This is a genomic window from Nocardia sp. NPDC049707, assembly GCF_040674855.1.
Lineage (GTDB): Bacteria > Actinomycetota > Actinomycetes > Mycobacteriales > Mycobacteriaceae > Nocardia.
Genome location: NZ_JBFANN010000027.1, coordinates 40049 through 66043 on the forward strand (window position 1 = coordinate 40049; position 25995 = coordinate 66043).

23 protein-coding genes are annotated in these 25995 nt (G+C 65.2%); 10 read left to right on the forward strand and 13 right to left on the reverse strand.

Going from position 1 to position 25995, the window contains the following annotated elements; translation table 11 throughout:
• The first annotated feature begins 15 nt into the window (after positions 1 to 15).
• Entirely contained in the window at positions 16 to 1755 is a 1740-nt protein-coding gene (locus tag AB0J29_RS23060; protein ID WP_364789703.1) for a GAF domain-containing sensor histidine kinase, read from the forward strand.
• A 12-nt stretch (positions 1756 to 1767) separates the two neighbouring features.
• Here the strand turns inward: AB0J29_RS23060 and AB0J29_RS23065 are convergent, their stop codons facing one another.
• Positions 1768 to 2958 carry a beta-ketoacyl synthase N-terminal-like domain-containing protein gene (locus AB0J29_RS23065; protein ID WP_364789706.1) on the reverse strand — a complete coding sequence of 397 codons (1191 nt, stop codon included), beginning with the start codon at positions 2956 to 2958 and terminating at the stop codon, positions 1768 to 1770.
• 214 nt (positions 2959 to 3172) lie between these two features.
• Here AB0J29_RS23065 and AB0J29_RS23070 point away from each other — a divergent pair, with 214 nt between their 5' ends.
• The 3 genes from AB0J29_RS23070 to AB0J29_RS23080 all read left to right on the forward strand — a co-directional run bounded on the left by AB0J29_RS23070 (position 3173) and on the right by AB0J29_RS23080 (position 7282).
• Complete coding sequence (locus AB0J29_RS23070; protein ID WP_364789709.1) at positions 3173 to 4504, forward strand: diguanylate cyclase; 1332 nt, start codon at positions 3173 to 3175, stop codon at positions 4502 to 4504.
• Positions 4505 to 4513: 9 nt separating this feature from the next.
• Positions 4514 to 4852 carry an antibiotic biosynthesis monooxygenase gene (locus AB0J29_RS23075; protein WP_364789713.1) on the forward strand — a complete coding sequence of 113 codons (339 nt, stop codon included), beginning with the start codon at positions 4514 to 4516 and terminating at the stop codon, positions 4850 to 4852.
• 147 nt (positions 4853 to 4999) lie between these two features.
• On the forward strand, positions 5000 to 7282 hold the full coding sequence (locus AB0J29_RS23080) for an ATP-binding domain-containing protein (RefSeq protein WP_364789858.1): 2283 nt from the start codon (positions 5000 to 5002) through the stop codon (positions 7280 to 7282).
• A 62-nt stretch (positions 7283 to 7344) separates the two neighbouring features.
• Here AB0J29_RS23080 and AB0J29_RS23085 read toward each other — a convergent pair whose 3' ends face one another.
• The 3 genes from AB0J29_RS23085 to AB0J29_RS23095 form a co-directional block, all read right to left on the reverse strand.
• Positions 7345 to 7797: a universal stress protein gene (locus AB0J29_RS23085; protein ID WP_364789716.1), complete on the reverse strand. Its 453-nt coding sequence runs from the start codon at positions 7795 to 7797 to the stop codon at positions 7345 to 7347.
• Between the two features lie 468 nt (positions 7798 to 8265).
• On the reverse strand, positions 8266 to 8595 hold the full coding sequence (locus AB0J29_RS23090; RefSeq protein WP_364789719.1) for a DoxX family protein: 330 nt from the start codon (positions 8593 to 8595) through the stop codon (positions 8266 to 8268).
• A 207-nt stretch (positions 8596 to 8802) separates the two neighbouring features.
• The gene (locus AB0J29_RS23095) at positions 8803 to 9657 is read right to left on the reverse strand and encodes an AraC family transcriptional regulator (protein WP_364789722.1); all 855 of its coding nucleotides are present in this window, start codon (positions 9655 to 9657) and stop codon (positions 8803 to 8805) included.
• A 53-nt stretch (positions 9658 to 9710) separates the two neighbouring features.
• On the opposite strand from AB0J29_RS23095, the gene AB0J29_RS23100 reads away from it, so the two are divergent.
• Positions 9711 to 10196, forward strand: coding sequence for a VOC family protein (locus AB0J29_RS23100; RefSeq protein ID WP_364789725.1), 486 nt, complete (start codon positions 9711 to 9713; stop codon positions 10194 to 10196).
• A 38-nt stretch (positions 10197 to 10234) separates the two neighbouring features.
• On the opposite strand, the gene uvrB is transcribed toward AB0J29_RS23100, so the two are convergent.
• Positions 10235 to 12418: an excinuclease ABC subunit UvrB gene (gene uvrB, locus AB0J29_RS23105; protein ID WP_364789728.1), complete on the reverse strand. Its 2184-nt coding sequence runs from the start codon at positions 12416 to 12418 to the stop codon at positions 10235 to 10237.
• A gap of 343 nt (positions 12419 to 12761) precedes the next feature.
• Here uvrB and AB0J29_RS23110 point away from each other — a divergent pair, with 343 nt between their 5' ends.
• Both AB0J29_RS23110 and AB0J29_RS23115 read left to right on the forward strand, forming a co-directional pair.
• Complete coding sequence (locus AB0J29_RS23110; RefSeq protein ID WP_364789731.1) at positions 12762 to 13403, forward strand: hypothetical protein; 642 nt, start codon at positions 12762 to 12764, stop codon at positions 13401 to 13403.
• Between the two features lie 77 nt (positions 13404 to 13480).
• Positions 13481 to 14005: a DUF402 domain-containing protein gene (locus AB0J29_RS23115; RefSeq protein WP_364789734.1), complete on the forward strand. Its 525-nt coding sequence runs from the start codon at positions 13481 to 13483 to the stop codon at positions 14003 to 14005.
• Positions 14006 to 14012: 7 nt separating this feature from the next.
• Here AB0J29_RS23115 and coaE read toward each other — a convergent pair whose 3' ends face one another.
• On the reverse strand, positions 14013 to 15224 hold the full coding sequence (coaE, locus tag AB0J29_RS23120; RefSeq protein WP_364789737.1) for a dephospho-CoA kinase: 1212 nt from the start codon (positions 15222 to 15224) through the stop codon (positions 14013 to 14015).
• A gap of 296 nt (positions 15225 to 15520) precedes the next feature.
• On the opposite strand from coaE, the gene AB0J29_RS23125 reads away from it, so the two are divergent.
• Complete coding sequence (locus tag AB0J29_RS23125) at positions 15521 to 15733, forward strand: hypothetical protein (protein ID WP_364789882.1); 213 nt, start codon at positions 15521 to 15523, stop codon at positions 15731 to 15733.
• Positions 15734 to 16195: 462 nt separating this feature from the next.
• On the opposite strand, the gene AB0J29_RS23130 is transcribed toward AB0J29_RS23125, so the two are convergent.
• Together AB0J29_RS23130 and rpsA are read right to left on the reverse strand one after the other, a co-directional pair.
• Positions 16196 to 17740: an alkaline phosphatase family protein gene (locus AB0J29_RS23130; RefSeq protein WP_364789740.1), complete on the reverse strand. Its 1545-nt coding sequence runs from the start codon at positions 17738 to 17740 to the stop codon at positions 16196 to 16198.
• 332 nt (positions 17741 to 18072) lie between these two features.
• Positions 18073 to 19539 (reverse strand): 30S ribosomal protein S1, encoded by a 1467-nt coding sequence (gene rpsA / locus AB0J29_RS23135; protein ID WP_364504302.1) that lies wholly within the window; start codon positions 19537 to 19539, stop codon positions 18073 to 18075.
• Between the two features lie 289 nt (positions 19540 to 19828).
• On the opposite strand from rpsA, the gene AB0J29_RS23140 reads away from it, so the two are divergent.
• Entirely contained in the window at positions 19829 to 20677 is an 849-nt protein-coding gene (locus tag AB0J29_RS23140; RefSeq protein WP_364789743.1) for a class I SAM-dependent methyltransferase, read from the forward strand.
• Positions 20678 to 20766: 89 nt separating this feature from the next.
• Here AB0J29_RS23140 and AB0J29_RS23145 read toward each other — a convergent pair whose 3' ends face one another.
• From AB0J29_RS23145 to AB0J29_RS23155, 3 genes are all read right to left on the reverse strand, one after another.
• Entirely contained in the window at positions 20767 to 20937 is a 171-nt protein-coding gene (locus AB0J29_RS23145) for a toxin-antitoxin system HicB family antitoxin (protein ID WP_364391810.1), read from the reverse strand.
• A gap of 7 nt (positions 20938 to 20944) precedes the next feature.
• Positions 20945 to 21829 (reverse strand): SPFH domain-containing protein, encoded by an 885-nt coding sequence (locus AB0J29_RS23150; protein ID WP_364789747.1) that lies wholly within the window; start codon positions 21827 to 21829, stop codon positions 20945 to 20947.
• Positions 21830 to 21912: 83 nt separating this feature from the next.
• Entirely contained in the window at positions 21913 to 23277 is a 1365-nt protein-coding gene (locus AB0J29_RS23155; RefSeq protein WP_364789750.1) for an FAD-binding oxidoreductase, read from the reverse strand.
• A gap of 71 nt (positions 23278 to 23348) precedes the next feature.
• Between AB0J29_RS23155 and AB0J29_RS23160 the strand changes: the two genes are divergently transcribed.
• A complete protein-coding gene (locus AB0J29_RS23160) occupies positions 23349 to 24242 on the forward strand; it encodes a LysR family transcriptional regulator (protein ID WP_364789753.1) in 894 nt (297 codons plus the stop codon).
• A gap of 2 nt (positions 24243 to 24244) precedes the next feature.
• Here the strand turns inward: AB0J29_RS23160 and AB0J29_RS23165 are convergent, their stop codons facing one another.
• Both AB0J29_RS23165 and AB0J29_RS23170 read right to left on the reverse strand, forming a co-directional pair.
• Complete coding sequence (locus AB0J29_RS23165) at positions 24245 to 25033, reverse strand: amino acid ABC transporter ATP-binding protein (protein WP_364789756.1); 789 nt, start codon at positions 25031 to 25033, stop codon at positions 24245 to 24247.
• A complete protein-coding gene (locus AB0J29_RS23170) occupies positions 25030 to 25992 on the reverse strand; it encodes an amino acid ABC transporter permease (RefSeq protein ID WP_364789759.1) in 963 nt (320 codons plus the stop codon). The genes AB0J29_RS23165 and AB0J29_RS23170 overlap by 4 nt, the downstream gene beginning before the upstream one ends.
• Positions 25993 to 25995: the final 3 nt, after the last annotated feature.

Sequence of the window (25995 nt, forward strand, 5' to 3'; positions counted from 1 at the left end):
GAACAGGATGCCGTCATGACCGAAGAGCTGGGCAACGGCCTCTATTCGGTACGCGATACGCTGTCGCAACTCCGGCTCCGGGAGCTGCTATCGGAGGCCAAGGAACGCGTCGAGCTGATCATCGATTCACGCGACCGGATGGACGGCTTGGTCGAGGCGATGCTGACCGTCACCTCCGGCCTCGACCTCGATGAAACGTTGCGCGCCATAGTGCATACCGCCACCAGCCTGGTCGACGCCCGCTACGGCGCGCTGGCGGTGCGCGGGCACGAACAACAGGTCACCCAGTTCCTCGACGAGGGCATGGACGACACCATCAGGGAGCGCATCGGCCGGCTGCCCGCCGGACACGGCGTACTCGGTGCGGTGTTCACCCAACCCACACCGCTTCGCCTCGACGAGCTTTCGAAACACCCTGCGTTCGTGGGGTTTCCGGAACACCATCCGCCGATGCACACCTTCCTCGGCGTCCCGGTGCGCATCCGCGACGAGATCTTCGGCAGCCTCTATCTGACCGAGAAGGCCAATGGTCAGCCGTTCACCGAAGACGACGATGTGCTCGTGCAGGCACTTGCGGCCGCGGCTGGTATCGCGGTCGACAACGCCCGACTGTACGAATCGGCGCGCACCAGACAGGCCTGGATCAAGGCCACCCGCGATATCGCCACCGAATTCCTCGCGGGCACCGAACCCGATCTGGTACTCGCCCATGTCGTCGCCCATGCGCGCGCCCTGACCGGCTCGCATCAATCGTTTCTGGCCAGCACCGCGGTTCCGCAACTCGAACTCGCCGCGGTCTCCGAACTGGTCATCACGCAATGGTCCGGTCCGGGCAGCGGATTCGACGGACGCACCGTGGACGCCGATGGCACCGCGCTCGGCGAGGCGTTCACCCGCCGCACACCGCTGCGCTTCGACGATGCCGCCCTGATCGATCTCGGCGTACCACTGGACGATGTCGGGCCGGCACTGATTCTGCCGCTGTGCACACCCGACGCCACCCTCGGCACGCTGGTCACCGTGCGTCCTATCGGCTCACCGCCCTACACCGACGAACTCGTCGAGCTGACCAATGCCTTCACCGACCAGGCCGCACTGGCCATGCAGCTGGCCGAAACCCAGCGCAGGATGCGCGAACTCGATATCCTCGCCGACCGCGACCGCATCGCCCGCGACCTGCACGACCAGGTGATCCAGCGGCTGTTCGCCATCGGACTCACCTTGCAGAGCACGGTGCCGCGCGCCGAGGTACCCGAAGTGCGCGAACACCTTTCGACGGTCATCAATGATCTGCAGGAGGTGGCCCAGGAGATCCGCACCTCCATCTTCGATCTGCACGGCGGTGATAGCACCGGTATCGAGTTGCAGCAGCGGATCGAGGATGCGGTGCGCCAGCAGACCACCGATTCGCCACTGCGGGCCACCGTGCAGGTGACCGGACCGCTGTCGGTGTTGGAGGCCGAATTGGCCGATGATGCGGAGGCGGTGGTGCGCGAGGCGGTGAGCAATGCGGTGCGGCATTCTGGCGCGGGGACCGTCTCGGTGGATATCAGCGTGGCCGATGACCTGACCATCGTGGTCACCGATGACGGCTGGGGCATTCCGAATCACGTGATCCGCAGCGGATTGCGGAATCTGGAGCAGCGGGCCGAGAAGTCGGACGGGCAGTTCACCATCGGACCGGTGGTGGCTGGGATACACCGAACAGCGGGCATGCCGGGCACGAAGTTGTCCTGGTCGGTGCCGCTGTCGTAAGTCGGCGCGGACTCAGTCGACGGGACCGAGCACCACCATCGAATTATTGCCGCCCATGCCGAGCGACAGCTTGGCCGTAATTCCGCCCTCGAAGGGCGTCGGACCATCCAATAGTCGCTCGTATGCGGGCGCGACGATCGGTGCGGCGGGCACGATGCCACGGTCGTAGGCCAGCGCCGCGGCGGCCACCTCGACACCCGCTGCCGCGCCCTGGCAGTGCCCGGCCAGCGGCTTGACCGAATAGACGTGCGGCCGGTCGTCGAACATCCGCCGGAGCAGATCCCGCTCGGCCGCATCGCACTGCCGGGTGCCGGTGCCGTGCGCGTTGAAATACCGCACGTCCGCGGGTGTGATGGCGGCGTCGGTGAGCGCCTGGCGCGCACACTTGAAGATCTGGGTGTGGCCGGGATCGACCGAAACCACGTGATAGGCGTCATTGGTCATACCGCCGCCGAGCACCGCGGCATAGGGCCGGTCGACCGAGCGGGTGAGGACGAAGGCGACCGACGCCTCGCCCATACTGAAACCGCGGCTGCCCTCCTGAAAGGGGCGGCATGCGGACAGCGGTTCGGTATCGCCGACCGCGGCACCGAGCCGGATGAAGTGCTCGACCATCTCGGGAGTGGCCGACATATCGGTGGCGACACAGAGCACGTCGTCGGCGAAACCGCGGTCCAGCCATAGTTTGGCGGTGATCAGCGCGACATTCGCCGAGCTGCACGCCGCCGAGACATTCATCGATGGGCCGTGGAAACCGAATTCCTGCTGTAGTACCGACATCGGTGTGGATGGCAAGAGTCGCAGGTAGTCGCGGGAGCGCCGGTGCGCATCATCGACCATATAGAAGTCGCGCCAGTTGGCGACGTCGCCGAGCACGATAGCGTGCAACAGACCGACGGTGCGGCCCGGTCGCCAACCGCGCTGGGACGCGTCGGCGATCGCCTCGCGAGCCGACTCCTGTACGGCACGTCCGTAGATACTGGTGCTCACCATGGGATCGCCGCCATCGGGAACCAGCGAAACCCAGGCGTGCTCATCGCGGCCGACGCCGTAGCCTGGTTGTAGGGCAGCCGCGGATTTCCCACTCAGCAGTCCCTGCCAGAGCGTCTCCCGACCCCAGCCGTACCCGCTGACCATACCGATCCCGGCGATCGTCATATGATCTTGATGGTGCTTTTCACCGTTCGGGTTCGCACCCGGCATGGCATCGCTCCTTCACCGGCTCCCGGGGCCGAAGCGGCGTTCGGCACGAGAATGTTCATAGCTCCGGTTTCTCTCATGATCACCAGATAGGGCCCGTTGAAGTGCCCGGACTGTGAGCGAAGCAATTGCGTCGACGATGTGATCTTGTACACGTCGATACCAGAATAATCCCATGTTCCAATGGCCATGATTGGGTCGACGATCGGGGGTTCGAGTGGATGAGGACAAGGCAGTCGACGCCGAGCAGCTGGCTCAGCGCTACCGCTCTCTGGTCGAACACAGCCCGGATGGGATCGTCGTGCACGAGCGCGGCACCGTCGTCTACGCCAACCCCGCCACCGCGCGCATGTTGGGCGCCGAGAGCGCCGATCAGTTGATCGGCCAGCCACTGACCCGGTTCGTCCATCCCCGTTCGGTACCCGGCATGCTGGACCGCATCCGCCGGCTGACCACCGCGGGCGCGGCCTCCGATCCCACCGAAATGGAGCTGATCCGGGTCGACGGCGAGATCGTCCCGGTCGAGACGGTTTCGGTGCTCACGGCATGGCACGACCATCTCGCCTATCAGGTGGTCATCCACGATCTCACCGCCCAGCGCGCCGCCGAGGCCGCGCAGCGTCGGGCCGAACAGCACTTCACCACGGTCGTCTCGCAACTGGAGGAGGGCGTGGTGGTGATCGACCGCAACGGCCGCATCGAATCGGCCAATCCCGCGGCCGTGCGGATCTTCGGCACCGGCGAACGCACCGGCGGACTCATCGGCGCCACCATCGATGAACTGCCGCTGACCCTGCTCGATGCCAATGCCCAGCCGCTGCCGGCGAGTCGGCATCCGGTCGCACGCACCCTCGGGACCGGCGAAACGATCACCGGATACATCTTCGGCGTCGACCGTCACGACGGTCAGCGCCGCTGGCTGTCCGGCAGTTCCCGACTGCTCAATCCGGGCGATCCGGATTCGCCGGCGGTGTCTTCCTTCGCCGATATCACCGAATTCCGGGCCAGTCGAAGGCAATTGGAGTTCCAGGCCACGCACGACTCGCTGACCGGACTGGCCAACCGCTCGCTGATCCTGTCCCAACTCGCCAATGCGCTGGCCGCCAGCGAGGATCTGCCGGTCTCGACGGTGCTGTTCATCGACCTGGACAACTTCAAGGCGATCAACGACACCCTCGGTCACGCGATCGGCGATACCGTACTGCAGATCGTGGCCCAGCGGTTGCAGCGCGCACTGCGCGGCACTGATCTGGTCGGCAGGCTCGGCGGCGACGAATTCCTGGTGCTGCTGTCCGGTCGGGCCCGGCGCGTCGATCTCGACTCGTTGATCCTGCGGCTGCGCTCGACCATGGCCGAGCCGATCATCGCGCGCGGGCACCGGATCGAGGTGAACGCCACGATCGGCGTGACCGAACTCGCAGAGGGCGATCACCGCACGCCCGAGGCGGTGCTGCACGACGCCGATCTGGCGATGTATCGTGCCAAGCCGACCGGACACCGGGAAGGCACCAGCCTGGGCCGCAGACCGAATAACACGCACGCTTCCTGAAGGTTTCGCATGATCATCGAACACGCGCTGCTGCCCGTCGACCCCGCCGACGCAGCGGCCTTCGAGGCGGCGTTCGCCGAGGCCAGGCCGATAATCGAGAGTATGCCGGGCTTCCGATCGCTATCGCTGTCGCGGTGCGTCGAGGCGCCCGATACCTACTTGCTGTTGGTGGGATGGGAACAGTTGAGCGACCATGTGAATGGCTTCCGCGCGTCCGCCGGGTATCAGCGCTGGAAGCAGCTGCTGCACCACTTCTACGAACCGTTCCCCGCCGTCCAACATTTCACGCCAGTCCTGGCTACAGACCCGCTACCTGCGGTTACAGCGAGCCCGCCGAACCGGCAGTAGACTCGAAAACTCTGTTTTCAATGGCGTTCGCGTGCACCGTGACCTGCGTGTGCACCAGCTCATCGCGGTGACAAGGAGTTCAGTTTGCCCGACCGCCTCACTCAGGATCGTGCCGCGCACAACGGCGCGCCGGAGCGGAACCGCGAGATCGATCACGAGCAGACATACCTGTCCGTGCTCTATGAACGACTCGACGATATGCGCGAATATGCCACGAATCGGCTGCGTACCGTCCTGCTGGAAACCGGTGGCACCCCGCAGGCCCGCACCGAGCGCGAATCCTTCAGCCAGCTCTACTCCGAGGATCTGGCCAAATACGATGCCGCCGAACACGGCCTGTGTTTCGGCCGCATCGACCTCGACGGTGACCAGGAAGGCGAATACCGCTATATCGGCCGGCTCGGCATCCTCGACGAGAAGGACGATTACGAGTCGCTGCTGTTGGATTGGCGCGCGCCGCTGGCCCGGCCGTTCTATCTCGCGACGACCGCCGCACCGGATGGAGTGATCCGGCGTCGACATATCCGGTCCCGCAATCGACGGGTCACGGCCATCAATGACGAATACCTGGACCTCGACGCCGCCCGGACCGCCGGTGTGACCGACGGCAGGGGCGGGGTCGGCAGCGAGAGCGCGTTGCTCTCGGCGCTCAACGCCGCCCGCACCGGCCATATGAACGACATCGTCGAGACCATCCAGAGCGAGCAGGACGCGATCATTCGCTCCGAGCACAAGAGCGTGCTGGTGGTGCAGGGCGGTCCGGGCACCGGCAAGACCGCCGTCGCACTGCACCGCGCGGCCTACCTGCTCTACACCTACCGTCAGCAGCTGGCCAAGAGCGGTGTGCTGATCATCGGTCCGAACGCCACCTTCCTCGATTACATCGGCCAGGTGCTGCCCTCGCTCGGTGAGACCGGCGTACTGCTGTCCACCATCGGCGATCTGTATCCGGGCGTGAAGGCCACCCGCGAGGATTCGCTGCGCGCCGGCGAGGTCAAGGGCTCGCTGGCCATGCTGGAGGTGCTCAAGCACGCGGTGCGCGACCGCCAGCAGGTGCCATCCGAGCCGATCCGGCTCACCTTCGACGGCTACCCGGTCACCCTCGACCGCAAGATCGCCACCAAGGCGCGCGGCCGGGCCCGCTCCTCGCGGCGGCCGCACAATCTGGCCCGGCCGATTTTTGCCTCCTCGGTCATCGACGCACTCACCGAGCAACTGGCCCAGACCATGGGCGCGGATCTGTCCGGCGGCCACCGGGGGATGGCAGGAGGCGGAGCCGACGGGGCGGGTAAAGAAAGTCTGCTCAGCCGAACCGATCTCGCCGAAATCCGGGACGAAATGCGCGCCGATCCGGAGATCCAGGCGGCCATCGGTAAGCTCTGGCCGATGCTGTCGCCGCAGGAAGTGCTCGCGGATCTGCTGGCCGATCCGAAGCGACTCGACCGGGCCGCGAGCAGTCTTGATCCGGCCGACCGAGCCGAACTCGCGCGCTCGGACAATGGCGAATTCAGCGCGCCGGACGCACCGCTGCTCGACGAACTCGCCGAACTGCTCGGCATCGACGACACCGAGGAGCGCGAACGCGCCCGCCGCCGCTGGCGGGCACAATTGGCCGAGGCCCAGGACGCACTCGACATCCTGACCGGTTCGGCACCGCAGGATCTCGAGGACGACCTCGATCCGGAGATCCTGATGGCCTACGACCTGATCGACGCAAGCGAGCTGGCCAAACGTCAGGATGTGCGTAACCGGCAGACCACCGCGGAACGCGCTGCGGGTGACCGCAATTGGACCTACGGCCATGTGATCGTCGATGAGGCGCAGGAACTTTCGGAGATGGCCTGGCGAATGGTGATGCGCCGCATTCCGAATCGATGGGTCACGGTGGTCGGCGATGTCGCGCAGACCGGCGATCCGGCGGGCGCCTCGTCCTGGCAGCGGATGCTGGAACCCTATGTGGCACAACGATGGAAGCTCACCGAGTTGACCGTGAACTACCGCACCCCGGCGGAGATCATGGCGGTCGCGGCCGATGTGCTGGCCGAGATCGATCCGGATGCGGCAGTGCCGCGGTCGGTGCGGGAGACGGGTGCACGGCCGCACGCCCACGCTGTCGAAGCGAGCGAATTGCGCAGTGCGGTAGCACAATTGGTAGCCGCGGAAACCGGCCCCGGCACCACTGCCGTCATCGCACCACATGCGATGGTCGCGGACTTCGCCGAGTTGGTCGGCGAATCCGTTCGGGTGCTGACGGTGCACGAGGTCAAGGGCCTGGAATTCGACGCGGTGTATCTGGTGGAACCTCAGGGCATCCTCGACGAATCGCCGCGCGGGTTGAACGACCTGTACGTAGCACTCACCCGAGCAACCCAGCGACTCGGAGTGGTGCACACCGGCGAGCTCCCGTCAGTGCTCAGTACATTGGGCTGACGAGAAGGACGACAGCCGCGCATTCCCGGGGAAATGTCCGGCTGTCGTTTCGGCTGTACTGCTTACCTGACAGTGTGCACGATCAGCACGTCCGAACGGGACTTGCGCGCCACATCCGAGGGCACCGAACCCAGCAACCGGCCGGCCAGGGTGTTCAGGCCGCGGTTACCGACAACCAACAGATCGGCCTCGACCTCCTTGACGAGCGCGAGCAGCGATTCGACGGGCTCACCCACGATCGCACGCTCGACGATCTCCTCGGCGCCCGCAGCCACCGCCCGGTCCCGGGCGGTACGCAGGATCTCGTTGGTGGGTGCGGAGCCGTGCACTTGGTAGGCCTCGTCCTTGAGCACATCATCGGCGGCGGCCACATCGCGATCGTCGGTCGGGTAGTACGCGCAGGTCACGATCAGGGTCGCACCGGCGGCCGCGGCCAGCGCGGCGGCCTTGTCGACCGCGACGTACGACGAGTCCGAGCCATCGGTACCGACGACAATCGTCCGGTAGGCGGTCATTTCTCCTCCAACTATGTGATGTCGGGTGCCTGCGTCGGCGCCACCTGGAGTCGCGGCACCGGCGCGGCGACTGGGTCGACCATAGCGGCAAATCGGCCGGAAATAGCAGCAATCGCAACACATCACACTGCCGGTGTGCTGAGTTTACCGACACAGGTTCATCCGGCGAATGCCGCAAGACCTTTGCGACCTGGGCGGATCTAATTTCCAGGTCCGCGACTTGTGATTCATCACAACCAGCGCGAACGTTCTTGTCTCCCTGGGATATTCATCACATATCCCCGACCGCCACCGCTATACAACGGAAATATATACCCGACCGAGACCGACAAGAACGTACCCATCCGGACCGATGCCAACCGCTCGGTTCCGCGGTTACCGTGCTGACGCTGCGTCGAACCACAAATTCCTATCATGCCTATACGGGCGCACGATATCGGGTGCGCGCCGCGCAAAATCCGATCGTATCTACAAACCGGCGAAAAGCGGTCCGGTGATGGTCAATCCGAGTTCGTCGACATGCGCGAAGAAGGCGAACAACATGAGCGAGGCACCGGCGAGCGAGAGATCCTTGTTGAAATGGATCATCTCGCCCTGCTCAGCCTGCGGATCGCTCTCCCGCCAGAACTGATGCATCAGGAAGGCCGTCGGCACCAGCATGATTACCAGCAGCAGCGCGCCGAGGTCGGCCCAGACGCCGAGCAGTACGCTGAGGCCACCGACCGCGAGCACGACACCCCCGGCCAGCACCGCGACCCGCGCCAGCGGCAAGCCGCGACTCTGCGCATAAGCGGTCATGGCGTCGTGTGAAATGCCCGACCGCGGAACCTAAGAACACCACCACGAAAGAACCCGCCCGATCAACACCACGACATCCGCGGCTCATCCGCCTCTCCGCGTATTCAGGCCATACCAGTAAGTGCCCCACGATTTGGATACAGGTCTTGCGTCGAGCGCCCCTCGCCCGTTGGGCGCACCCGACGATTTACCCAGGTAATCACGAAATCAGCTGACCTTCTGGGAGCGTAGCGAATTCTTGGCATACTCCAGTGGAGTCATTCCGACTTCCGCGGTGAACTCACGCGAGAAATGTGCTTGATCGAAATAACCCAATTCGGTGGCCAGCGCGGCCAGATCTTCGATGCGCCCGCGCGCCAGTAGATCCGCGCCGTCCTGGATCCGGTATCGGCGCAGCACCCATTTCGGTCCGGCACCGACATACCGCCGAAACATCCGCTGCAATGTGCGGATCGGGATATCGAACCGATCGGTGACCTGATCGACCCTGGTCAGCTCTTGGTCCTGTTCCATGGCGGCGACGATGCGCAACAGCAGTCGGTAGTTGGGATCCGCCACCGCCGTTCGGCCGATCAGGAAATCCTCGATTATGGTGCGGCGCTTGATATCCGAGGGTTCGGCCAATACGTCGTCGGCCAGGCCGGCCGCCTCGGGCAGCACGTCGGTGAGCGGCACGGAGGTGTCCCGGAACGCACCGACATCCAGTCCGGTGAACGCGCCGAATCCCCCGGCACGAAAGCGAATGCCGAAGGTCTCCCCTACACCGCTGAGCTCTCGGACGAATTTCGTCGTGCAGACGCCGTTGACGAAACCGCCGGTGCGGGTTTCGCTGCCTTCGAAGGTGACGTTCACAGACGGGAACGGCAGCACCTCGGCGTAGTACGGCGGCCGACCGGTCAGATCCCAACGCACCGACCAATACCACTCGACGAACCGCCCGACCGCCGGGCCGGCCGACAGCCGCGCCAACGACCGATGCCGGGCCTGCTCGTCGGGGTGCAGAATACCCTTCACATTGTCGCGCGCGGGCACCGGAACCGGCCCCTCGGCTGCCCCGATCACGGCTGTCGCTTTCTTACAAGACCAGCTCGCCGCGCTCGACCATGCTTATCGGCATGAGCGAAACTGCGAACACCGACACCGTGAACCCCATCGCCGAGGGCTACCACTCCATCACCTGCTTCCTGGCCGTCCCCGATGGCAATAAGGCAATCGAGTTCTATACCAACGTCTTCGAGGCCGAGGTGATCAGCCGCAGCGATCTCCCCGACGGCCAGCCCGCGCATGCCGAACTGAAGATCGGCGACTCGACCCTGCAACTCGGCATGCCCATGCCGGACAACAACGTGCTCGCCCCCAATGGCGAATGGGTGCACACCTCGATCGTGCACTACTGCCCCGACGTCGACGCGGTCGTCAAGCGCGCCATCGACAACGGCGCCCGCAGTGCGGAGGAGCCGCAGACCTTCGTCACCGGCGACCGCTTCGGCGTGATCATCGATCCCTTCGGCCACCGCTGGGCGGTGCTGACCAAGGTGGAGAATGTCTCGCGCGAAGAGGCCGATCGCCGCGTCAACGAATGGATGGCCACCCAGAGCTGAGCCATGCCGAGCCCGGCGGCGTCGAAAGACGCCGCCGCTCAACTCAACCCCGCGGCGTCCATCCCGCGCAGTTCCTTCTTCAGATCCGCGATCTCGTCCCGCAGCCGACCGGCCAATTCGAATTGCAACTCGCGGGCCGCATTCATCATTTGCGCGGTGAGTTCCTTGACCAGATCGGCCAATTCGGCCCGCGGCATCGACTTGACGTCGCGCCCCTCATACACGCCCGCGCTGACCGCCCGCCCCGGCTCGCCCTGGGCGCGGCGACCGCGGCTGGCATTGCGACCGGAACCACCGACGGCCACCTCACTGTCGTCGGCCTCCTGATATACCTGATCCAGAATGTCGGCGATCTTTTTGCGCAGCGGCTGTGGGTCTATGCCCATCGACTCGTTGTAGGCGACCTGCTTGGCCCGGCGGCGTTCGGTCTCCTCGATCGCGTGCTGCATCGAGTCGGTGATCTTGTCCGCGTACATATGCACTTCACCGGAGACATTGCGCGCCGCGCGGCCGATGGTCTGGATGAGGCTGGTGCTGCTGCGCAGGAAGCCCTCCTTATCCGCGTCCAGGATCGCCACCAACGACACCTCGGGCAGGTCGAGACCTTCACGGAGCAGGTTGATGCCGACCAGCACGTCGAACTCACCGAGTCGCAGCTGTCGCAGCAGCTCGACCCGACGCAACGTGTCGATCTCCGAATGCAGATACCGCACCCGGACGCCGAGTCCGAGCAGATAGTCGGTGAGGTCTTCGGCCATCTTCTTGGTCAGCGTGGTGACGAGCACCCGTTCGTCACGCTCGGTCCGTAGCCGGATCTCGTGCACCAGATCATCGATCTGGCCCTTGGTCGGCTTGACGACGACCTGCGGATCGACCAGACCCGTCGGGCGGATCACCTGCTCGACCACCTCACCGCCGGCCTGGCCGAGTTCGTACGGCCCCGGGGTGGCCGACAGATAAACCGCCTGTCCGATCCGCTCGGCGAACTCCTCCCACGTGAGCGGTCGGTTGTCGATCGCCGACGGCAGCCGGAACCCGAACTCGACCAGATTGCGCTTACGCGACATATCGCCCTCGTACATGCCACCGATCTGCGGAACGGTGACATGCGACTCGTCGATGACGAGCAGGAAGTCCTCCGGGAAGTAGTCCAGCAGCGTGGCGGGCGCGGAACCGGCAGGGCGCCCGTCGATATGGCGCGAGTAGTTCTCGATGCCCGAACAGAAGCCGACCTGGCGGATCATCTCGAGGTCGTACTGGGTGCGCATACGCAACCGCTGCGCCTCCAGCAGTTTGCCCTGGCGCTCCAGTTCGGCCAGCCGCTGCTCGAGTTCGGCTTCGATATCGCCGACCGCGCGCTCCATCCGCTCCTGTCCCGCGACATAGTGCGTGGCCGGGAAGATCCGAACGGTATCGACCTGGCGCACCACGTCGCCGGTGAGCGGATGCAGGTAGTACAGCGCCTCGATCTCGTCGCCGAAGAATTCGATGCGCACCGCGAGTTCCTCGTAGGACGGAATGATCTCGACGGTGTCACCGCGCACTCGGAACGAACCGCGGGTGAAGGACATGTCATTGCGGGTGTACTGCACGTCGACCAGCAGCCGCAGGAAGGAGTCGCGATCGATTTCGGTACCGACATCCAACTGCACCGACCGGTCCAGATACGACTGCGGCGTACCGAGACCGTAGATGCACGACACCGACGCGACCACCACGACATCGCGGCGCGAGAGCAGACTCGAGGTGGCCGAATGCCGCAGCCGCTCGACATCGTCGTTGATCGAGCTGTCCTTCTCGATATAGGTATCGGTCTGCGCGATATAGGCCTCGGGCTGGTAGTAGTCGTAGTACGAGACGAAGTACTCGACGGCGTTGTTGGGCAACATCTCTCGCAGCTCATTGGCCAGCTGCGCGGCCAGCGTCTTATTCGGCGCCATCACCAGCGTCGGCCGCTGCAGCCGCTCGATCAGCCATGCGGTGGTGGCCGACTTGCCGGTACCGGTCGCACCGAGCAGCACCACGTCGCGCTCGCCCGCCTTGATGCGGCGCTCTAGGTCGGCGATGGCCGCGGGCTGATCGCCGGCCGGCCGGTGTTCGCTGACGACCTGGAAGTGCCCATCGGCCCGCTCGATCGCCCCGACCGGCCGGAACTCCGAATGTGCCAGCGGGGTGCCCCGGTCCTCGTACCCTTCCGCCGGGATTTCGGTTGCGAATGCCATGGTCACCAGCCTAGGCGCAGCCACCGACAGATTCCGCGGCCCGGCGGATCCGCAGCTGCCGGGCCGGTCATCGGATCACGATCGACATACACATTCGCGATTTGACGCACCACCTCGCACCCATGCCGATGTGCAATCTGTTACCTGTCCTATAGGACAGGTAAACCGACATTAATGTCTTTTGCCGCAACGAAATTCGTCTCTTTCTCAGCATCACCGAATCGCGCACAGCAGGTGTAATCTGAGTTGGTTGCCGGACTGAGGATGAGGCCATGAGCGAGCGGTCGATAAACACAGCCGCAGGAGCGGTCACGCCGGAGACAAGCGTCAGCGAGGTGGCGGCATGAGCGCTCTGATTCCATTGCTCGCCGCCGCGCCCGCCGTGACCGGTATCGCCGGTTACGTTGCGCGTGACTTCCGGGGGGTCGCGCCCGTGATCCAGCCAACCACCACCGCCGCACCGGGATCGCCGATGACCACCACCCGACTAAGACCGAAGATCGAACATTTCAATATCGCCGAACTGACCATGACCGATCCCAAGGGTTTCGTGCGCCCGATCGACCGCGTGCACGTCGAGCCGTGGGGCCTGTACGTGGCACGCACCGTCGACGGTCCGCGGATCCAATACCTGGAAACCTGGCTGCTACCAGAACTCTGGTTGCGCGTGACGATCGCGCACTACCAGCCCGGACATCACCGCGACCTGGACTATTGCCTGCATATCGGCGAGTACACCCGGATCGAGCCCAAGCGCTGGAAGTCCATGGACCAATACCTCGAGATCGCGGTGCGCCACTCTCGCTCGGCCGAACTGCGTGGGGTGGCCGATCTGCTGTCGGCCCATTCCGCCGGTCTGATCGATACGGCACACGCACATCGCGCCCTGGACCGGGCGGCAAAGGCGATGGCGGGCGTGGCCGCGCACGGGCACGAGGTCGAACCCTGGCTTGCCACCAACGAGATCACACTGACCTGGATGTAGCCCGATCCATCGTGCGAGTCTGTCCAACCGCTGCCGTACCACTCGACGGCGCGGCAACGGCGGTAGATTCTGTTTGCATGACACAGGCACCATCAGTGGACGTGCACAGGCCCAAGGTCGAGTACTTCAATCTCGCGGACCTCACGAACACGGACCCGAAGGGCTTCATCCGGCCGGTCGAGCGGTACCGGACCGAGCCATGGGGCCTGTACATGGCACGCACGTCGGATCATCCGCAGTTCCACTACATCGAGTCGTGGCTGCTTCCCGGGATCGGCATTCGGGTGACGGTCTTCCACTATCACCCCGCACATCAACGCGATCAGGACTACTACCTCGACCTCGGCCAATTCACCCAGGTCGATGCGAAGAAGTGGAAGTCGGTGGACCACTACCTCGATATCGTGGTGCGCTCGGGCCGCGAGACCGAACTGCTCGACGCGGACGAGTTGCTCGACGCGCACACTGCCGGTCTGATTACCCTCGCCGAAGCCAAGGCCGCCATCGAGCACGCTGCCATCGCGATCGATGGCATCGCCGCCAACGGCTACTCGCTGGACCGGTGGCTCGCCACCCTGGACATCACCCTGACCTGGCTGTAGTGCGCACTCAGTTGTCGACGCCGTCGCGCCAGGCCGCGGCCCGCGCGTAGGCGGCGTCGAACCACGGTTCCTTCACCGCCAGATACGCCAGCGTCGCCGCCTCGCCGATCAGCCCGGCCGCCTTGGCCTCGCCCTCGCGCTTGACCTCCAGATATTCCGCGCGCACCGCCGCATCGGCGCGCAACCAGTCTCGGAACAGCAGCGCGAACTCCTGTCCGGGCGAACCCGCCACCCGGATATGCACATTCGCCAGCCGCCCCGGATCGGCGTTCTGGTGAAACCGCTTGGCCCACAATGCCGCATCGCTGCCCGTCGGATCCGCCGCCGTCGGCTTCGGATTATCGCCGGTGATATCCGGGCGCACCGGAAAACCCGCCGCCCCCAACGCATCTCGCAGCCCATCGGCAGCCGCCAGATCCGCGACGGTGATCTGCACATCGATCACGTCCTTGGCTGGCAATCCCGGCACCGCGGTCGAGCCGATGTGGTCGATCCGTGCTGCCGCCGGACCACACGCCACCCACAGCCGAGCGATGAGACGCTGCGCCTGCGCCGCCCACTCCGGATTCGCGGGAACAACACGCAATTCCGTGCGCCGCGCCGGAGTCGCGGTGCGCAGGTTCTCCTCGAATGGCACCAGCCGTTGCACCCACAACTGCCGGACAACCAGATCAATGGCCCCGGGCTCGCCGCTATTGTCCAACAGCACATCCGCCACGGCATGGCGCTGTTCGTCGGTGGCCTGCGCCGAAATACGCGCCCGTGCATCCGCTTCGGAAACGCCCCGGAATTCCACCAATCGCCCTATCCGAGTTTCCGCCGGCACATCGACGATCAATACGAGATTCATCAGCGGCGCGAGACCGTTTTCCACCAGAAGTGGAATATCTTGAATGAGAATCGCATCCGACGGCGCGGCCGAAATCAGTTCCGTGGTTCGTTTGCCGACCAATGGATGGACAATGGAATTCAGCAGCGCGCGCGCATCGTCGTTTCCGAATGCCTTGGCCGCCAGCGCCGGCCGGTCCAGACTGCCGTCGGCGGCGAGAATGTCGGGGCCGAATGCCGCCACCAACGCGGTCAGGCCCTCGGTCCCAGGCTCGACGACCTCCCGGGCGATCACATCGGAATCGACGATCACCGCGCCGAGATCGGCGAGTATCCGCGCCACCGTCGACTTGCCCGCTCCCATGCCTCCGGTGAGGCCGATCCGTAACATTCGACCAGTCTCGCATCCGCGATCTCGTGCCGAACGCAACCCCCTGAGCGCGCAGTCTACTCAATCGGCCGCAACACCCACTCGCGCCGGGCATTCCACTGCCCCAAACAGCATTTGCCCGATCCGTGACTAGGCCGAGACCATCTCGCAACATTTCCTATCGAACCCCGCGCGCGGACCATGACTTTCCGACACGCCGAAGCAATTACTTGTGCAGAATACTGTGCCGAACACTTTCGTTCGACTAATCTTCGCCGTGGCGATTCAGGCCAGCACCGGCAAGCAAAGGAACAGCATTGGGCATCAAAAACAACCAGGCGGGTCGCCACCGCCTGGGCAAGGCGGGGGGCATGCACTGCATCAAGCACCCCGCCGTCGCGGCAGCGCTCGCCGAGCACCGCCGCTCGTGGTTCACCGCGTTGATCAGCCCCGCGCGGCACAGCTTCGCTGCCATACGAAAACGCTCCGCCGCCGCGACCGCGTACTGGGCGCCTGCGACCGCTAGCTGACTTCAGCCGCCCATCTGGCCATAGACCTCCAATGACCCAGCCCTTCCAAGGGCTGGGTCATTTCGTGCTGCCCGTCAGCACTCGCGGCTTCCGGACAGTCCTGCCGATCCGCCTGCACCCGGCCGAGATCGGTCCGCGGCAGCATCGAGCGCGTGCGCGCGGTGGGCGCACAGCATCGTGGGACGCCCCGTACTCTTCGGCACGATCGGAGTCGGTCTGCTACTGGCCGTTGCGGCCCCGACCACCGGCATCGGCTACAGCGTCGATATGGGCCTCACCGCACTCGCGAATTCGCCGTATTGTTCGGCCTATCCATGGATTACAGGTATTCCTGATCCGAAAGCATGGAAGAACACTGGGACGAGACCGGAGACAATACCGTCGCGGTCGCGGATGGACGGCAACGCACCGCCCGGCCGATCACCGCGGCGGCCGCCATCATGGTCGCGGCGAGGCCACCGCCTACCCTCGTACGATGCCGCTCGGCCGACGTCGGGAGCCGGGCTGCTGGGTCGGCATCTGGTTGGGCGGCACCGGATACGGGATACCCGAGGTCGCGGTGCCCAGCGCGATATTCGGGCCGCATTGGGCGATCGCGGCATCCATCTTCGGCTTCGGATCACTGAGCGCCGGCTTCGTGGCATTCGGGGCCGAGCCGAAATCGAAGGCCGAGGTCATATCGCCGGTGACGCTGCGCCGCCACCGCGTCAGATTCGGCACCTCGACGCCGAAGCGAGTTTCCAGCAGCCGCAGCTGCGAGGTGTGATCGAAGGTCTCCGAGGCGACCAGACCCCCGCGGCTGTACGGCGAAATCACCAGGCCGGGAACGCGATACCCCAAGCCGATCGGACCCGCGATACCGTTCGACGACTTCACCCGATCCAGCGGCACGGTGACGAATTCGCCCGGTGTGCCCGCCGGCGCGGTCGGCGGGGTGACGTGGTCGAAGAAACCACCGTTCTCGTCGTAGCTGATGATCAGCGCGGTCTTTTCCCACACCTTCGGATTGGAGGTGAGGATATCGAGCAGTTGCACGATGCCGTACGCGCCGAAGGCCGCGGGCAGCGCGGGATGTTCGCAGTTGATCAGCGACGGAATTACCCAGGAGACGGCGGGCAGCGTGTCGTTGGCGACATCGGCCTGGAAGTCGTTGGGATACACCGGTGCAAGGCCGCGCCGGGCCAATTCGGAATTCGGATCCGAGGATTGGGTGAAGCAGCCGAGCATGCCGTCCAGGATCACCGAGGACAGCGGACCGACATCGCGGTTGTTGTAGACCTTCCAGCTGACACCCGCCTCGGAGAGGTTCTCCGGGTAGGTTCGCCAGCTGTAGACGTGCTGTGGGATCAGCGTGGGCGTCTCCAGCAGCGGCCCACCCGCCACACCGTCCGGGTCGATGGTGGCGCTGATCCAGTACAGCCGGTTCGGGTCCGTTGGGCCCAGAACCGAGCAGTGGTAGTTGTCGCAGATGGTGAACGCATCGGCGAGTTCATGGTGGATCGGGATGTCCTCGGGCAGGTAGTAGCCCATGGCCGCGGCTGCATTGGCCGGGCCGACGCTGGCAATGGACATCGGCATCCACTGGTCGTTGGCGCCGCCGTTCCATGCCTGGTGCATACCGCCCCAGCTGTGGTCCGGATCGTTGATGCATTCGCCGTCCAGGGTCGCACCACGGGTGGTGTCGAGCCGGAACGGATTCACGAAGCCGTCCGAGGTCGGACCGACACCAGGCGTCCATCCGTACTGCTGCCAGGCCTTGGATGCCTCGCCGAAGCCGCGCACGCCGGACATGGTGCCGAAATAGTGGTCGAAGGAACGGTTTTCCTGCATGAGCAGCACGAAGTGCTCGATATCGCCGAGGCCGCCGGTACCGGCCGGATCGGCGGCGTAGGCGCGTTCGATGATCGGATTGGCCCAGGATGCCAGTGCGCCCACCGCTCCAGCCGCGGCGGCCTTCGCCAGGAACTGCCTACGGTTGAGACCGCTGAACGGACTCGCTGCGCACATGCGTACTGTTCCCTTTCATCGTGGCCTGGCTCACCGGACTCGGTCGGGCCGGGTGCCACCTATTCGCCTGCACCCTACCGCGTAGTCGATCAGGCTTCCGAGTGAAGTTGGTCAACCGTCCGACTTGTCACTATCCGACCGTCGGTAGCCGAAAGACGATGCGCGGCGCAGCCCGGCTCGTCGAGTTGTGGCTCGCCGCTACCGCGGCAGGTGTGCACAACGAAGGCATCGGGCGGCACCAAACCGCTTGCCATCGCCAGCACACTACCCGGCTGCCGCAACACAAAGGCCCCGGTCCGATCGGACCGGGGCCCTCGCTAGTTCGCTACGAGTTAGGCGTTGCCAGAGAGCTTCTCGCGCAGGGCCGCGAGCTGGGCGTCGCTGGCGAGCGAACCGCCGGCGGGCTCGGCCTGGGAGGCGGCCTGCGAACCACTCTCGGAGGAGTAGTTGCCCGACGCGCCGCCGCCATTCGCGGCCTCGGCCGCGGCGTCAGCCGCCATCTTCTCCATCTGCGCGGTGTGCATCTTGTGCCGGCGCTCCGCCTCGGCGTAACGGCCTTCCCACTCTTCGCGCTGCTTGTCGAAGCCCTCGAGCCACTCGTTGGTGTCGGGGTCGAAGCCCTCAGGGAAGATGTAGTTGCCCTGGTCGTCGTAGCTGTCGGCCATGCCGTACTTCGACGGGTCGAACTCGGCGTGGTAGTCCTCGTTCGCCTGCTTCAGCGACAGCGAGATCCGGCGACGCTCCAGGTCGATGTCGATGACCTTGACCATCGCGTCGTCGCCGACCGCGACGACCTGGTCCGGGACCTCCACGTGGCGTTCGGCCAGCTCGGAGATGTGCACCAGGCCCTCGATGCCCTCTTCGACGCGCACGAACGCACCGAACGGAACCAGCTTGGTGACCTTGCCCGGCACGATCTGGCCGATCGCGTGGGTGCGGGCGAACTGACGCCACGGGTCTTCCTGAGTCGCCTTGAGCGACAGCGAAACCCGCTCGCGGTCCAGATCGACGTCGAGGACCTCGACGGTGACCTCGTTGCCGACCTCGACAACCTCGGACGGGTGATCGATGTGCTTCCAGGACAACTCCGAGACGTGCACCAGACCGTCGACGCCGCCGAGATCGACGAACGCGCCGAAGTTGACGATCGAGGAGACCACACCCTTGCGGACCTGGCCCTTCTGCAGCTGGTGCAGGAACTCGCTGCGGACCTCGGATTGGGTCTGCTCGAGCCAGGCGCGGCGGGACAGGACCACATTGTTGCGGTTCTTGTCCAGCTCGATGATCTTGGCCTCGATCTCCTTGCCGACGTACGGCTGGAGGTCGCGGACCCGGCGCATCTCGACCAGAGAGGCCGGGAGGAAGCCGCGCAGACCGATGTCGAGGATCAGGCCGCCCTTGACGACCTCGATGACGGTGCCCTTGACGGCCTCGTCCTTCTCCTTGAGCTCCTCGATGGTGCCCCACGCCCGCTCGTACTGCGCCCGCTTCTTCGACAGGATCAGGCGGCCTTCCTTGTCCTCCTTGGTGAGAACAAGAGCCTCGACCTCATCGCCCACGGAAACGACCTCGTTGGGGTCGACATCGTGCTTGATGGAGAGTTCGCGAGAGGGGATGACGCCTTCGGTCTTGTAACCGATGTCGAGCAGGACCTCGTCACGATCGACCTTGACGATGGTTCCTTCGACGATATCGCCGTCGTTGAAGTACTTGATCGTGGCGTCGATGGCGGCGAGGAAGTCCTCGGCGGAGCCGATATCGTTGACGGCTACCTGCGGCGAGGTGACGGTGGTGGGCATATGTCGGTTTGCTCCGGACGGATTGTGGTCGGTTGCGGACATTGGAACTTTCGGTACGCTGCGATCTCACCGCGATGACGCGACGTGACGGACATGATGAACGTACCGCACGCAAACGCTTGTGAAACTCAGCACGGGCATCCTGTTACTTCAGTACAGTTGCCGTCGCAGACTGTTACTGCAACGACACCGGTACGGCAGTACCCAAGACACTCGCGCGTTCAGCGTACGCGACCTTGGTCCAGCCGGGCAAACCGGTCCCGACGCCACGCCGGGATAGTCTGACGGCGTGTCGGAAGATCGCCATGCGCAAGCAAACGCACTGCTCGGGACCACCGCGACCGCGCGCACCAGAATCGGCTCGGCCGCCAGTCAGCGGGCCAGCCAGCGCTGGTGGGACGCCGATGCCGAGGAGTATCACCAGACCCACGCCGAATTTCTCGGCGTCGACTCCCCCGAAGGGGAGTTCATCTGGTGCCCGGAGGGCTTGCACGAGGGCGATATGCATTTCCTCGGCGAGGTCGCGGGTAAGCGGATCCTGGAGATCGGATGCGGATCCGCACCGTGTTCGCGCTGGCTGGCCGGCCAGGGGGCGCAGCCGATCGGGCTCGACCTGTCCATGCGAATGCTCGGGCGCGGACTCGCGGCGATGGCGCGCGGCGGGCCGCAGGTGCCATTGGTGCAGGCGGGGGCGGAGGCATTGCCGTTCACCGATGAGTCCTTTGATCTGGCATGTTCGGCCTTCGGCGCCGTCCCGTTCGTCGCGGACTCCGAACTGGTGATGCGTGAGGTTGCGCGGGTGTTGCGGCCCGGCGGTCGCTGGGTGTTCTCGGTGAACCATCCGATGCGCTGGATATTTCCGGACGATCCTGGACCCGCCGGTCTGACCGCCTCGATCCCCTACTTCGACCGCACGCCGTATGTCGAGGTCGACAGCGAGGGCACGCCGACCTACGTCGAACATCACCGCACCATCGGCGATCGGGTGCGTGAAATCGTTGCCGCCGGGCTGCTGCTCGATGACATCGTCGAACCGGATTGGCCCGAGTGGTTGGAGCGGGAGTGGGGTCAGTGGAGTCCGCTGCGGGGTGAGTTGTTCCCCGGCACCGCCATCTTCGTCACCCACAAACCGGCATAACCTCGTCAGAATCCTGGGCCGAATACCGATGATGCCGAATACCGGTGGGTATTCGGCATCATCGCGGCAGAGCCTGTTTCACTGTCGCGCTACTCCTCGGCCGGTTTCGCCTTCGGGTTGCGCCCCGCCTGTTTCAACGCGAGGCGCAGTGCGTACTCGATCTGGGCATTGATACTGCGCAGATCGTCGGCGGCCCACTGGGCAATGGCCTCGTGTATCGCCGGGTCCAGGCGTAGCAGGATCTTCTTTCGCTCGGCCATGGGCGACTCAGGAGTAGAGGGAGCCGGTATTGACGATCGGTTGGGTGGCGCGGTCACCACAGAGGACGACCAGCAGGTTGGAAACCATGGCGGCCTTGCGTTCCTCGTCGAGTTCGACCACGCCCTGTTCGGCGAGCCGATCCAGCGCCAGGCCGACCATACCCACCGCGCCCTCCACGATGCGGGTGCGCGCGGCGACGACCTGAGCCGCCTGCTGCCGCACGAGCATGGCCTGGGCGATCTCCGGCGCGTAGGCGAGGTGGGTGATCCTGGCCTCGATGACCTCGATGCCCGCCAAATCGGTGCGGTCGCGCAGTTCGATGGTCAGTTCCTCGGCCACCTCGGCGCCGTCGCGCAGACTGGTGGCGTTCTGGTCTTGCGCGTCGTACGGGTGAGTCGTGGCCAGATGCCGCACGGCCGCCTCGGACTGGGTCGCCACGTACTCCTCGTAGTCGTCGACCGAGAATGCGGCCTTGAAGCTGTCGACCACCCGGTAGACCACGACGGCGGCGATCTCCACCGGATTGCCGTCGGCATCGTTGACCTTGAGCTTCTGGGTTTCGAAGTTGCGCACCTTCATCGAGATGCTACGGCGGTCGGTGAGCGGTACCACGGAGTAGAAGCCGGGTTCGCTCAGCGAGCCGATGTAGCGGCCGAAGAACTGAACGACCTTGGCCTCGTTCGGATTCACCACGGTGAGCCCGGTAGCCAACAGCAGGAGCACGACCGCGACGACGGTCGCGATGATCGCGCCGACCAGGGCGGGCACATTGTCGTTGTCCGCGGCAGCGGCATATCCGGCGATGGCGCCGCCACCGAACAGGAGCGTGAGGACAAACCACAACACCAGCACGAGAAAGCCGTTGATGTGGAACGCCGAACGAAGCTTCATGACATCCTCCGAGTATCAAAGTGATATCACCAAGATAGCATCAGACCGCCCCCGGCGATAGCTGCTCGGGGCAGTCGCGGCGATCAGTTCGCGGGTACGACATTGCGGTTGAAGCGGAACATGTTGCGGGGGTCGTACTTCGCCTTCAGCGCGGCCAGCCGGGCATAGGTCTCCGGTGCGTAGCCACCTCGGGTCTGCGCCTCGTCGGCGGCGGCACCCGCGCCGTAGAGGAAGTTCAGACTGTGGCCGACAGTCCACGGCGCGAGTGCCGCGCGGACTACCGCATGCGCTTCGGGCGCGGCGTCATTCGCATCGGGTCCGGGCATGGTGATGACGCGAACGATGTACTCGGCATCTCGGTTGTCCACGGCAATCCCCGCGGGACCACGCCGGCCCAGCGCACCGCCGAGGTGCCGGATATCGACCACCGCCTGGATCGGTGATTCGGGTCCGGTGGCAACGAGCAAGGCCGACAACGTCTCTCCCGTGAGCTCACCGAGCAGTGCGTTGGTGGCGGCGTAGGCATGCGGGTGCTCGGGATCGCTGTGGATGGTGTGCGATTCGGTGTATGGCATGACCCGCAGGTCGTCCGTCAAGCGATCCCCGACCGCGCGCAACGGCGCGACCAGACGCTCCCCGTCCTCGGCGGATCCGTTGTAGGCGATCCGGATCGATGCGACATAGCGTCCGCGCAGCGGTTCCGGAATCTGCGGAATGGGCGGGAAGGTCATGACGGTGACCGTCGAGGTCATCTCGTCGGGCAACGCTGCGGTCCAACCCTTCCAGGCTTCCAGGGCCCGCACGACCAGTGGCGTGTCGAACACCAACTGACCGCCGAAGACGGTGGCGACCGGCACGAGTTCCAGTTCCAGCGCGGTCACCACGCCGAAGTTGCCGCCGGTGCCGAGCACCGCACCGAAGAGTTCGTCGCCGGGGGTCAGCGTGCGGACCCGACTATCGGCCGTGACGATCTCGATGACGCGCACATGTTCGGCGGCGTAGCCGAATTGCCGTGCCAGCAGCCCTAATCCGCCGCCGAGGCTGTAGCCGACGACCGCGACCGACGGCGAGGAGCCGTTCAGCGGCGCCAGCCCGTACGGTGCGGCGGCCTCGACCAGCGCCCGCGCCCGCACTCCGGCACCGACGCGGGCGGTGCGCGTATGCGGGTCGATCCTGATGTCGGTCATCCGACGAGTGCTGATCAGCACGCCGCCGTCGGCCGCGACCGAGAGTCCGTGCCCGGTGGCCTGAACCGCAACCGGAAGCCCTCGGCGCGCCGCGTATTCCACCGCGCTACGCACATCCTCGGCGTGCGCCGCGCCGACGACCAACGCGGGGCGGTGGTGGTACGCGGCCTGGAAGCCGGCGATCTCTGCGTCATATCCGGTGTCGCCAGGTTGGAAGACCGGGCCGGTGAAAGTGTCGATGATCTCTGCGGTGTTTCCCATGCCGTAGACGATGCCGCGTGCCGAATCAGAAGTACAACAGATAGCTCTACTTGTTCCTATAATCAATAGTTATGGAATTGCGTCAGCTCCGCTACTTCGTGACCGTGGTCGAGGAGGCCAACTTCACCCGCGCCGCCGCCCGATTGCACCTGACCCAACCCGGACTCAGCGCGCAGATCCGCCAGCTCGAACGGGAACTGGGACAACAGCTGCTGGATCGCGGCGGCCGCTCGGTGACCTTGACCGAGGTGGGCGCGGCGGTGCTACCGCATGCCCGGGCCGCGCTTGCGGCGACCGAGCGGATCGCCACGACAGTGGACGAATTCACCGGACTGCTGCGCGGACACGTCCGTGTCGGATGCATATCCGGCGCCGGTGACGAGGAATTCGATATCTCCTCGGTGCTCGCGGACTTTCACGACGACCACCCACAGGTCGGCATCACCCTGACCGAGGACACCTCCGAACGGATGCTCGCGGCGGTGCAAAGCGGTGAACTGGATATCGCCCTGGTCGGGTTGACCGGCGCGGAGATCGGTGCCGATATCGGCATCGATGTTGTGCTCGATACGCCGGTGGTTGCGGCGGTAGCGCCGGGCGGTAAACGGCGTGGTGCGATCACGCTCGAGCAGTTGCGCGAGCACCAGCTGATCTGCCTACCGCGCGGCACCGGCATCCGGGGTGTCTTCGATCGCGCCTGTGCCGCAGCGGGATTCGAGCCCGATATCGCCTTCGAGGCCGCCGCTCCCCCACTGTTGCTCCGGCTCGCAGCCCGCGGCCTCGGTATCGCGGTGGTGCCCGCACTGACAGCCGAGGAGGCCGCGGCGTTCGGCGTACGGGTGTTGCCGATCACCGAACCGGAGCTGCGCGGACAGCTCGCGCTGGCGTGGCGACGCGATCGACCGGGCCGTCCGGCCGCGAAAGTTCTACTCGGACAACTCCGTATCGGCTTGGGCGGCCGCTGAATTCAGAGCAGCCGCGACAGGAACGCCTTGGTGCGTTCGTGTTTCGGGTCGGCGAGCACCTCGCGCGGATTACCCGCCTCCACGACCACACCGCCGTCCATGAATACCAGTTGGTCGGCAACCTCACGGGCGAAACCCATTTCGTGGGTGACGACCACCATTGTCATCCCGTCGGCGGCGAGTTCGCGCATGACCCCCAGCACCTCGCCGACCAATTCCGGATCCAGTGCCGAGGTCGGCTCGTCGAAGAGCATCAGCTTGGGATCCATGGCCAGCGCACGGGCGATCGCGACGCGCTGCTGCTGGCCACCGGAGAGCTGGGCGGGATAGGCATTCGCCTTGTCCCCCATGCCGACTCGGTCCAGCAACTGGTGCGCACGCGCCACCGCGTCCGCCTTGTTGATGCCCTTCACCTGGATGGGCGCCTCGACAATGTTCTCCAGCGCCGTCCGATGTGGGAACAGGTTGAAATGCTGGAACACCATGCCGATATCGCGGCGCTGCTTGGCAGCATCGCGCGGGTGCATTTCGTAGAGTTTGCCGCCTTTTTCGCGATAGCCGATGAGGTCGCCGTCGACGTAGAGCCGACCCGCGTTCACCTGCTCGAGGTGGTTGATGCAGCGCAGGAAGGTCGACTTACCCGAACCCGACGGCCCGATCAGGCACAGCACATCCCCGCGCCCGACCTCGAGCGAAATACCCTTGAGTACCTGCAGCGCACCGAAGTTCTTGCAGACCCGATCCGCGATGATCATCGGACCCGCATCGTTCTTATCCGGACTCGCGCTCATTTCGCCTTCACAATCGTCTGTGCGTCGGCCAGTTCCTGCAGCTGCTTGGCGGTCAGCTGCCGAGAGGCGCCTCGTGAGTAGTGGCGCTCCAGGTAGTACTGCCCGATCATCAACACACTGGTGACCGCGAGATACCAAGTGGCGGTGACCAAGAGCAGCGGGATCGGCTGGAAGTTCACGCCGTAGATATCGCGGGCCCGCCCGTAGAGATCGGTGCTCAACGGGATGGCGGTGACCAGCGAGGTGGTCTTCAGCATGCCGATCAGCTCATTGCCGGTCGGCGGGATGATCACCCGCATCGCCTGCGGCAGCACGGTCCTGCGCATGGTCTGTGACCACGACATGCCGAGCGCCACCGAGGCCTCGCGCTGTCCCTCACCTACGGAATTGATTCCGGCACGGACGATTTCGGCCATATACGCCGCCTCGTTGAGACCGAGGCCGATTACCGCGAAGGTGAATGCGGCCTGCAGGCCCTGCACATCGATCCGCACGAATTCGGGCCCGAACGGTACCCCGAACTGGAGCGACTTGTACAGCGACGGGAACAGACCCCAGAACACCAACTGCACGAAAACCGGTGTGCCACGGAAGATCCACAGATACACCCAAGCCACCGAGCGCAACACCGGATTCGGCGACAGGCGCATCACCGCGAGCAACGTGCCGAGCACGATGGCAATCGCCATCGCCAACACGGTCAGTTCGAGGGTGACCACCGCGCCGGAAGCGATCCGGCTGTCGAACAGGTACTTTCGATAGGTCCCCCACGCGTACGCGGGGTTGGTGGCCGCACCGTAGATGAACAACCCGAGCAGGGCGAGGATGATCGCCGCGGCGATCCAGCGGCCCGGCCTGCGTAGTGGAACGGCCTTGATCGGCTCCGGTTCTGCCGTGTCGATCGGCCGGCCGGGCCCGGTGTTGTCACCGGACGCCGGCGTGATTTCGGATGACGACATCGG

Excerpts from the sequence above, each read along its gene's own strand:
- AB0J29_RS23060 (WP_364789703.1), top strand. The coding sequence starts at position 16 with ATGACCGAAGAGCTGGGCAACGGCCTCTATTCGGTACGCGATACGCTG.
- AB0J29_RS23065 (WP_364789706.1), bottom strand. The coding sequence starts at position 2,958 with ATGCCGGGTGCGAACCCGAACGGTGAAAAGCACCATCAAGATCATATG.
- AB0J29_RS23075 (WP_364789713.1), top strand. The coding sequence starts at position 4,514 with ATGATCATCGAACACGCGCTGCTGCCCGTCGACCCCGCCGACGCAGCG.
- AB0J29_RS23085 (WP_364789716.1), bottom strand. The coding sequence starts at position 7,797 with ATGACCGCCTACCGGACGATTGTCGTCGGTACCGATGGCTCGGACTCG.
- AB0J29_RS23090 (WP_364789719.1), bottom strand. The coding sequence starts at position 8,595 with ATGACCGCTTATGCGCAGAGTCGCGGCTTGCCGCTGGCGCGGGTCGCG.
- AB0J29_RS23100 (WP_364789725.1), top strand. The coding sequence starts at position 9,711 with ATGAGCGAAACTGCGAACACCGACACCGTGAACCCCATCGCCGAGGGC.
- uvrB (WP_364789728.1), bottom strand. The coding sequence starts at position 12,418 with ATGGCATTCGCAACCGAAATCCCGGCGGAAGGGTACGAGGACCGGGGC.
- AB0J29_RS23110 (WP_364789731.1), top strand. The coding sequence starts at position 12,762 with ATGAGCGCTCTGATTCCATTGCTCGCCGCCGCGCCCGCCGTGACCGGT.
- AB0J29_RS23115 (WP_364789734.1), top strand. The coding sequence starts at position 13,481 with ATGACACAGGCACCATCAGTGGACGTGCACAGGCCCAAGGTCGAGTAC.
- coaE (WP_364789737.1), bottom strand. The coding sequence starts at position 15,224 with ATGTTACGGATCGGCCTCACCGGAGGCATGGGAGCGGGCAAGTCGACG.
- AB0J29_RS23130 (WP_364789740.1), bottom strand. The coding sequence starts at position 17,740 with ATGTGCGCAGCGAGTCCGTTCAGCGGTCTCAACCGTAGGCAGTTCCTG.
- rpsA (WP_364504302.1), bottom strand. The coding sequence starts at position 19,539 with ATGCCCACCACCGTCACCTCGCCGCAGGTAGCCGTCAACGATATCGGC.
- AB0J29_RS23145 (WP_364391810.1), bottom strand. The coding sequence starts at position 20,937 with ATGGCCGAGCGAAAGAAGATCCTGCTACGCCTGGACCCGGCGATACAC.
- AB0J29_RS23150 (WP_364789747.1), bottom strand. The coding sequence starts at position 21,829 with ATGAAGCTTCGTTCGGCGTTCCACATCAACGGCTTTCTCGTGCTGGTG.
- AB0J29_RS23155 (WP_364789750.1), bottom strand. The coding sequence starts at position 23,277 with ATGGGAAACACCGCAGAGATCATCGACACTTTCACCGGCCCGGTCTTC.
- AB0J29_RS23160 (WP_364789753.1), top strand. The coding sequence starts at position 23,349 with ATGGAATTGCGTCAGCTCCGCTACTTCGTGACCGTGGTCGAGGAGGCC.
- AB0J29_RS23165 (WP_364789756.1), bottom strand. The coding sequence starts at position 25,033 with ATGAGCGCGAGTCCGGATAAGAACGATGCGGGTCCGATGATCATCGCG.
- AB0J29_RS23170 (WP_364789759.1), bottom strand. The coding sequence starts at position 25,992 with ATGTCGTCATCCGAAATCACGCCGGCGTCCGGTGACAACACCGGGCCC.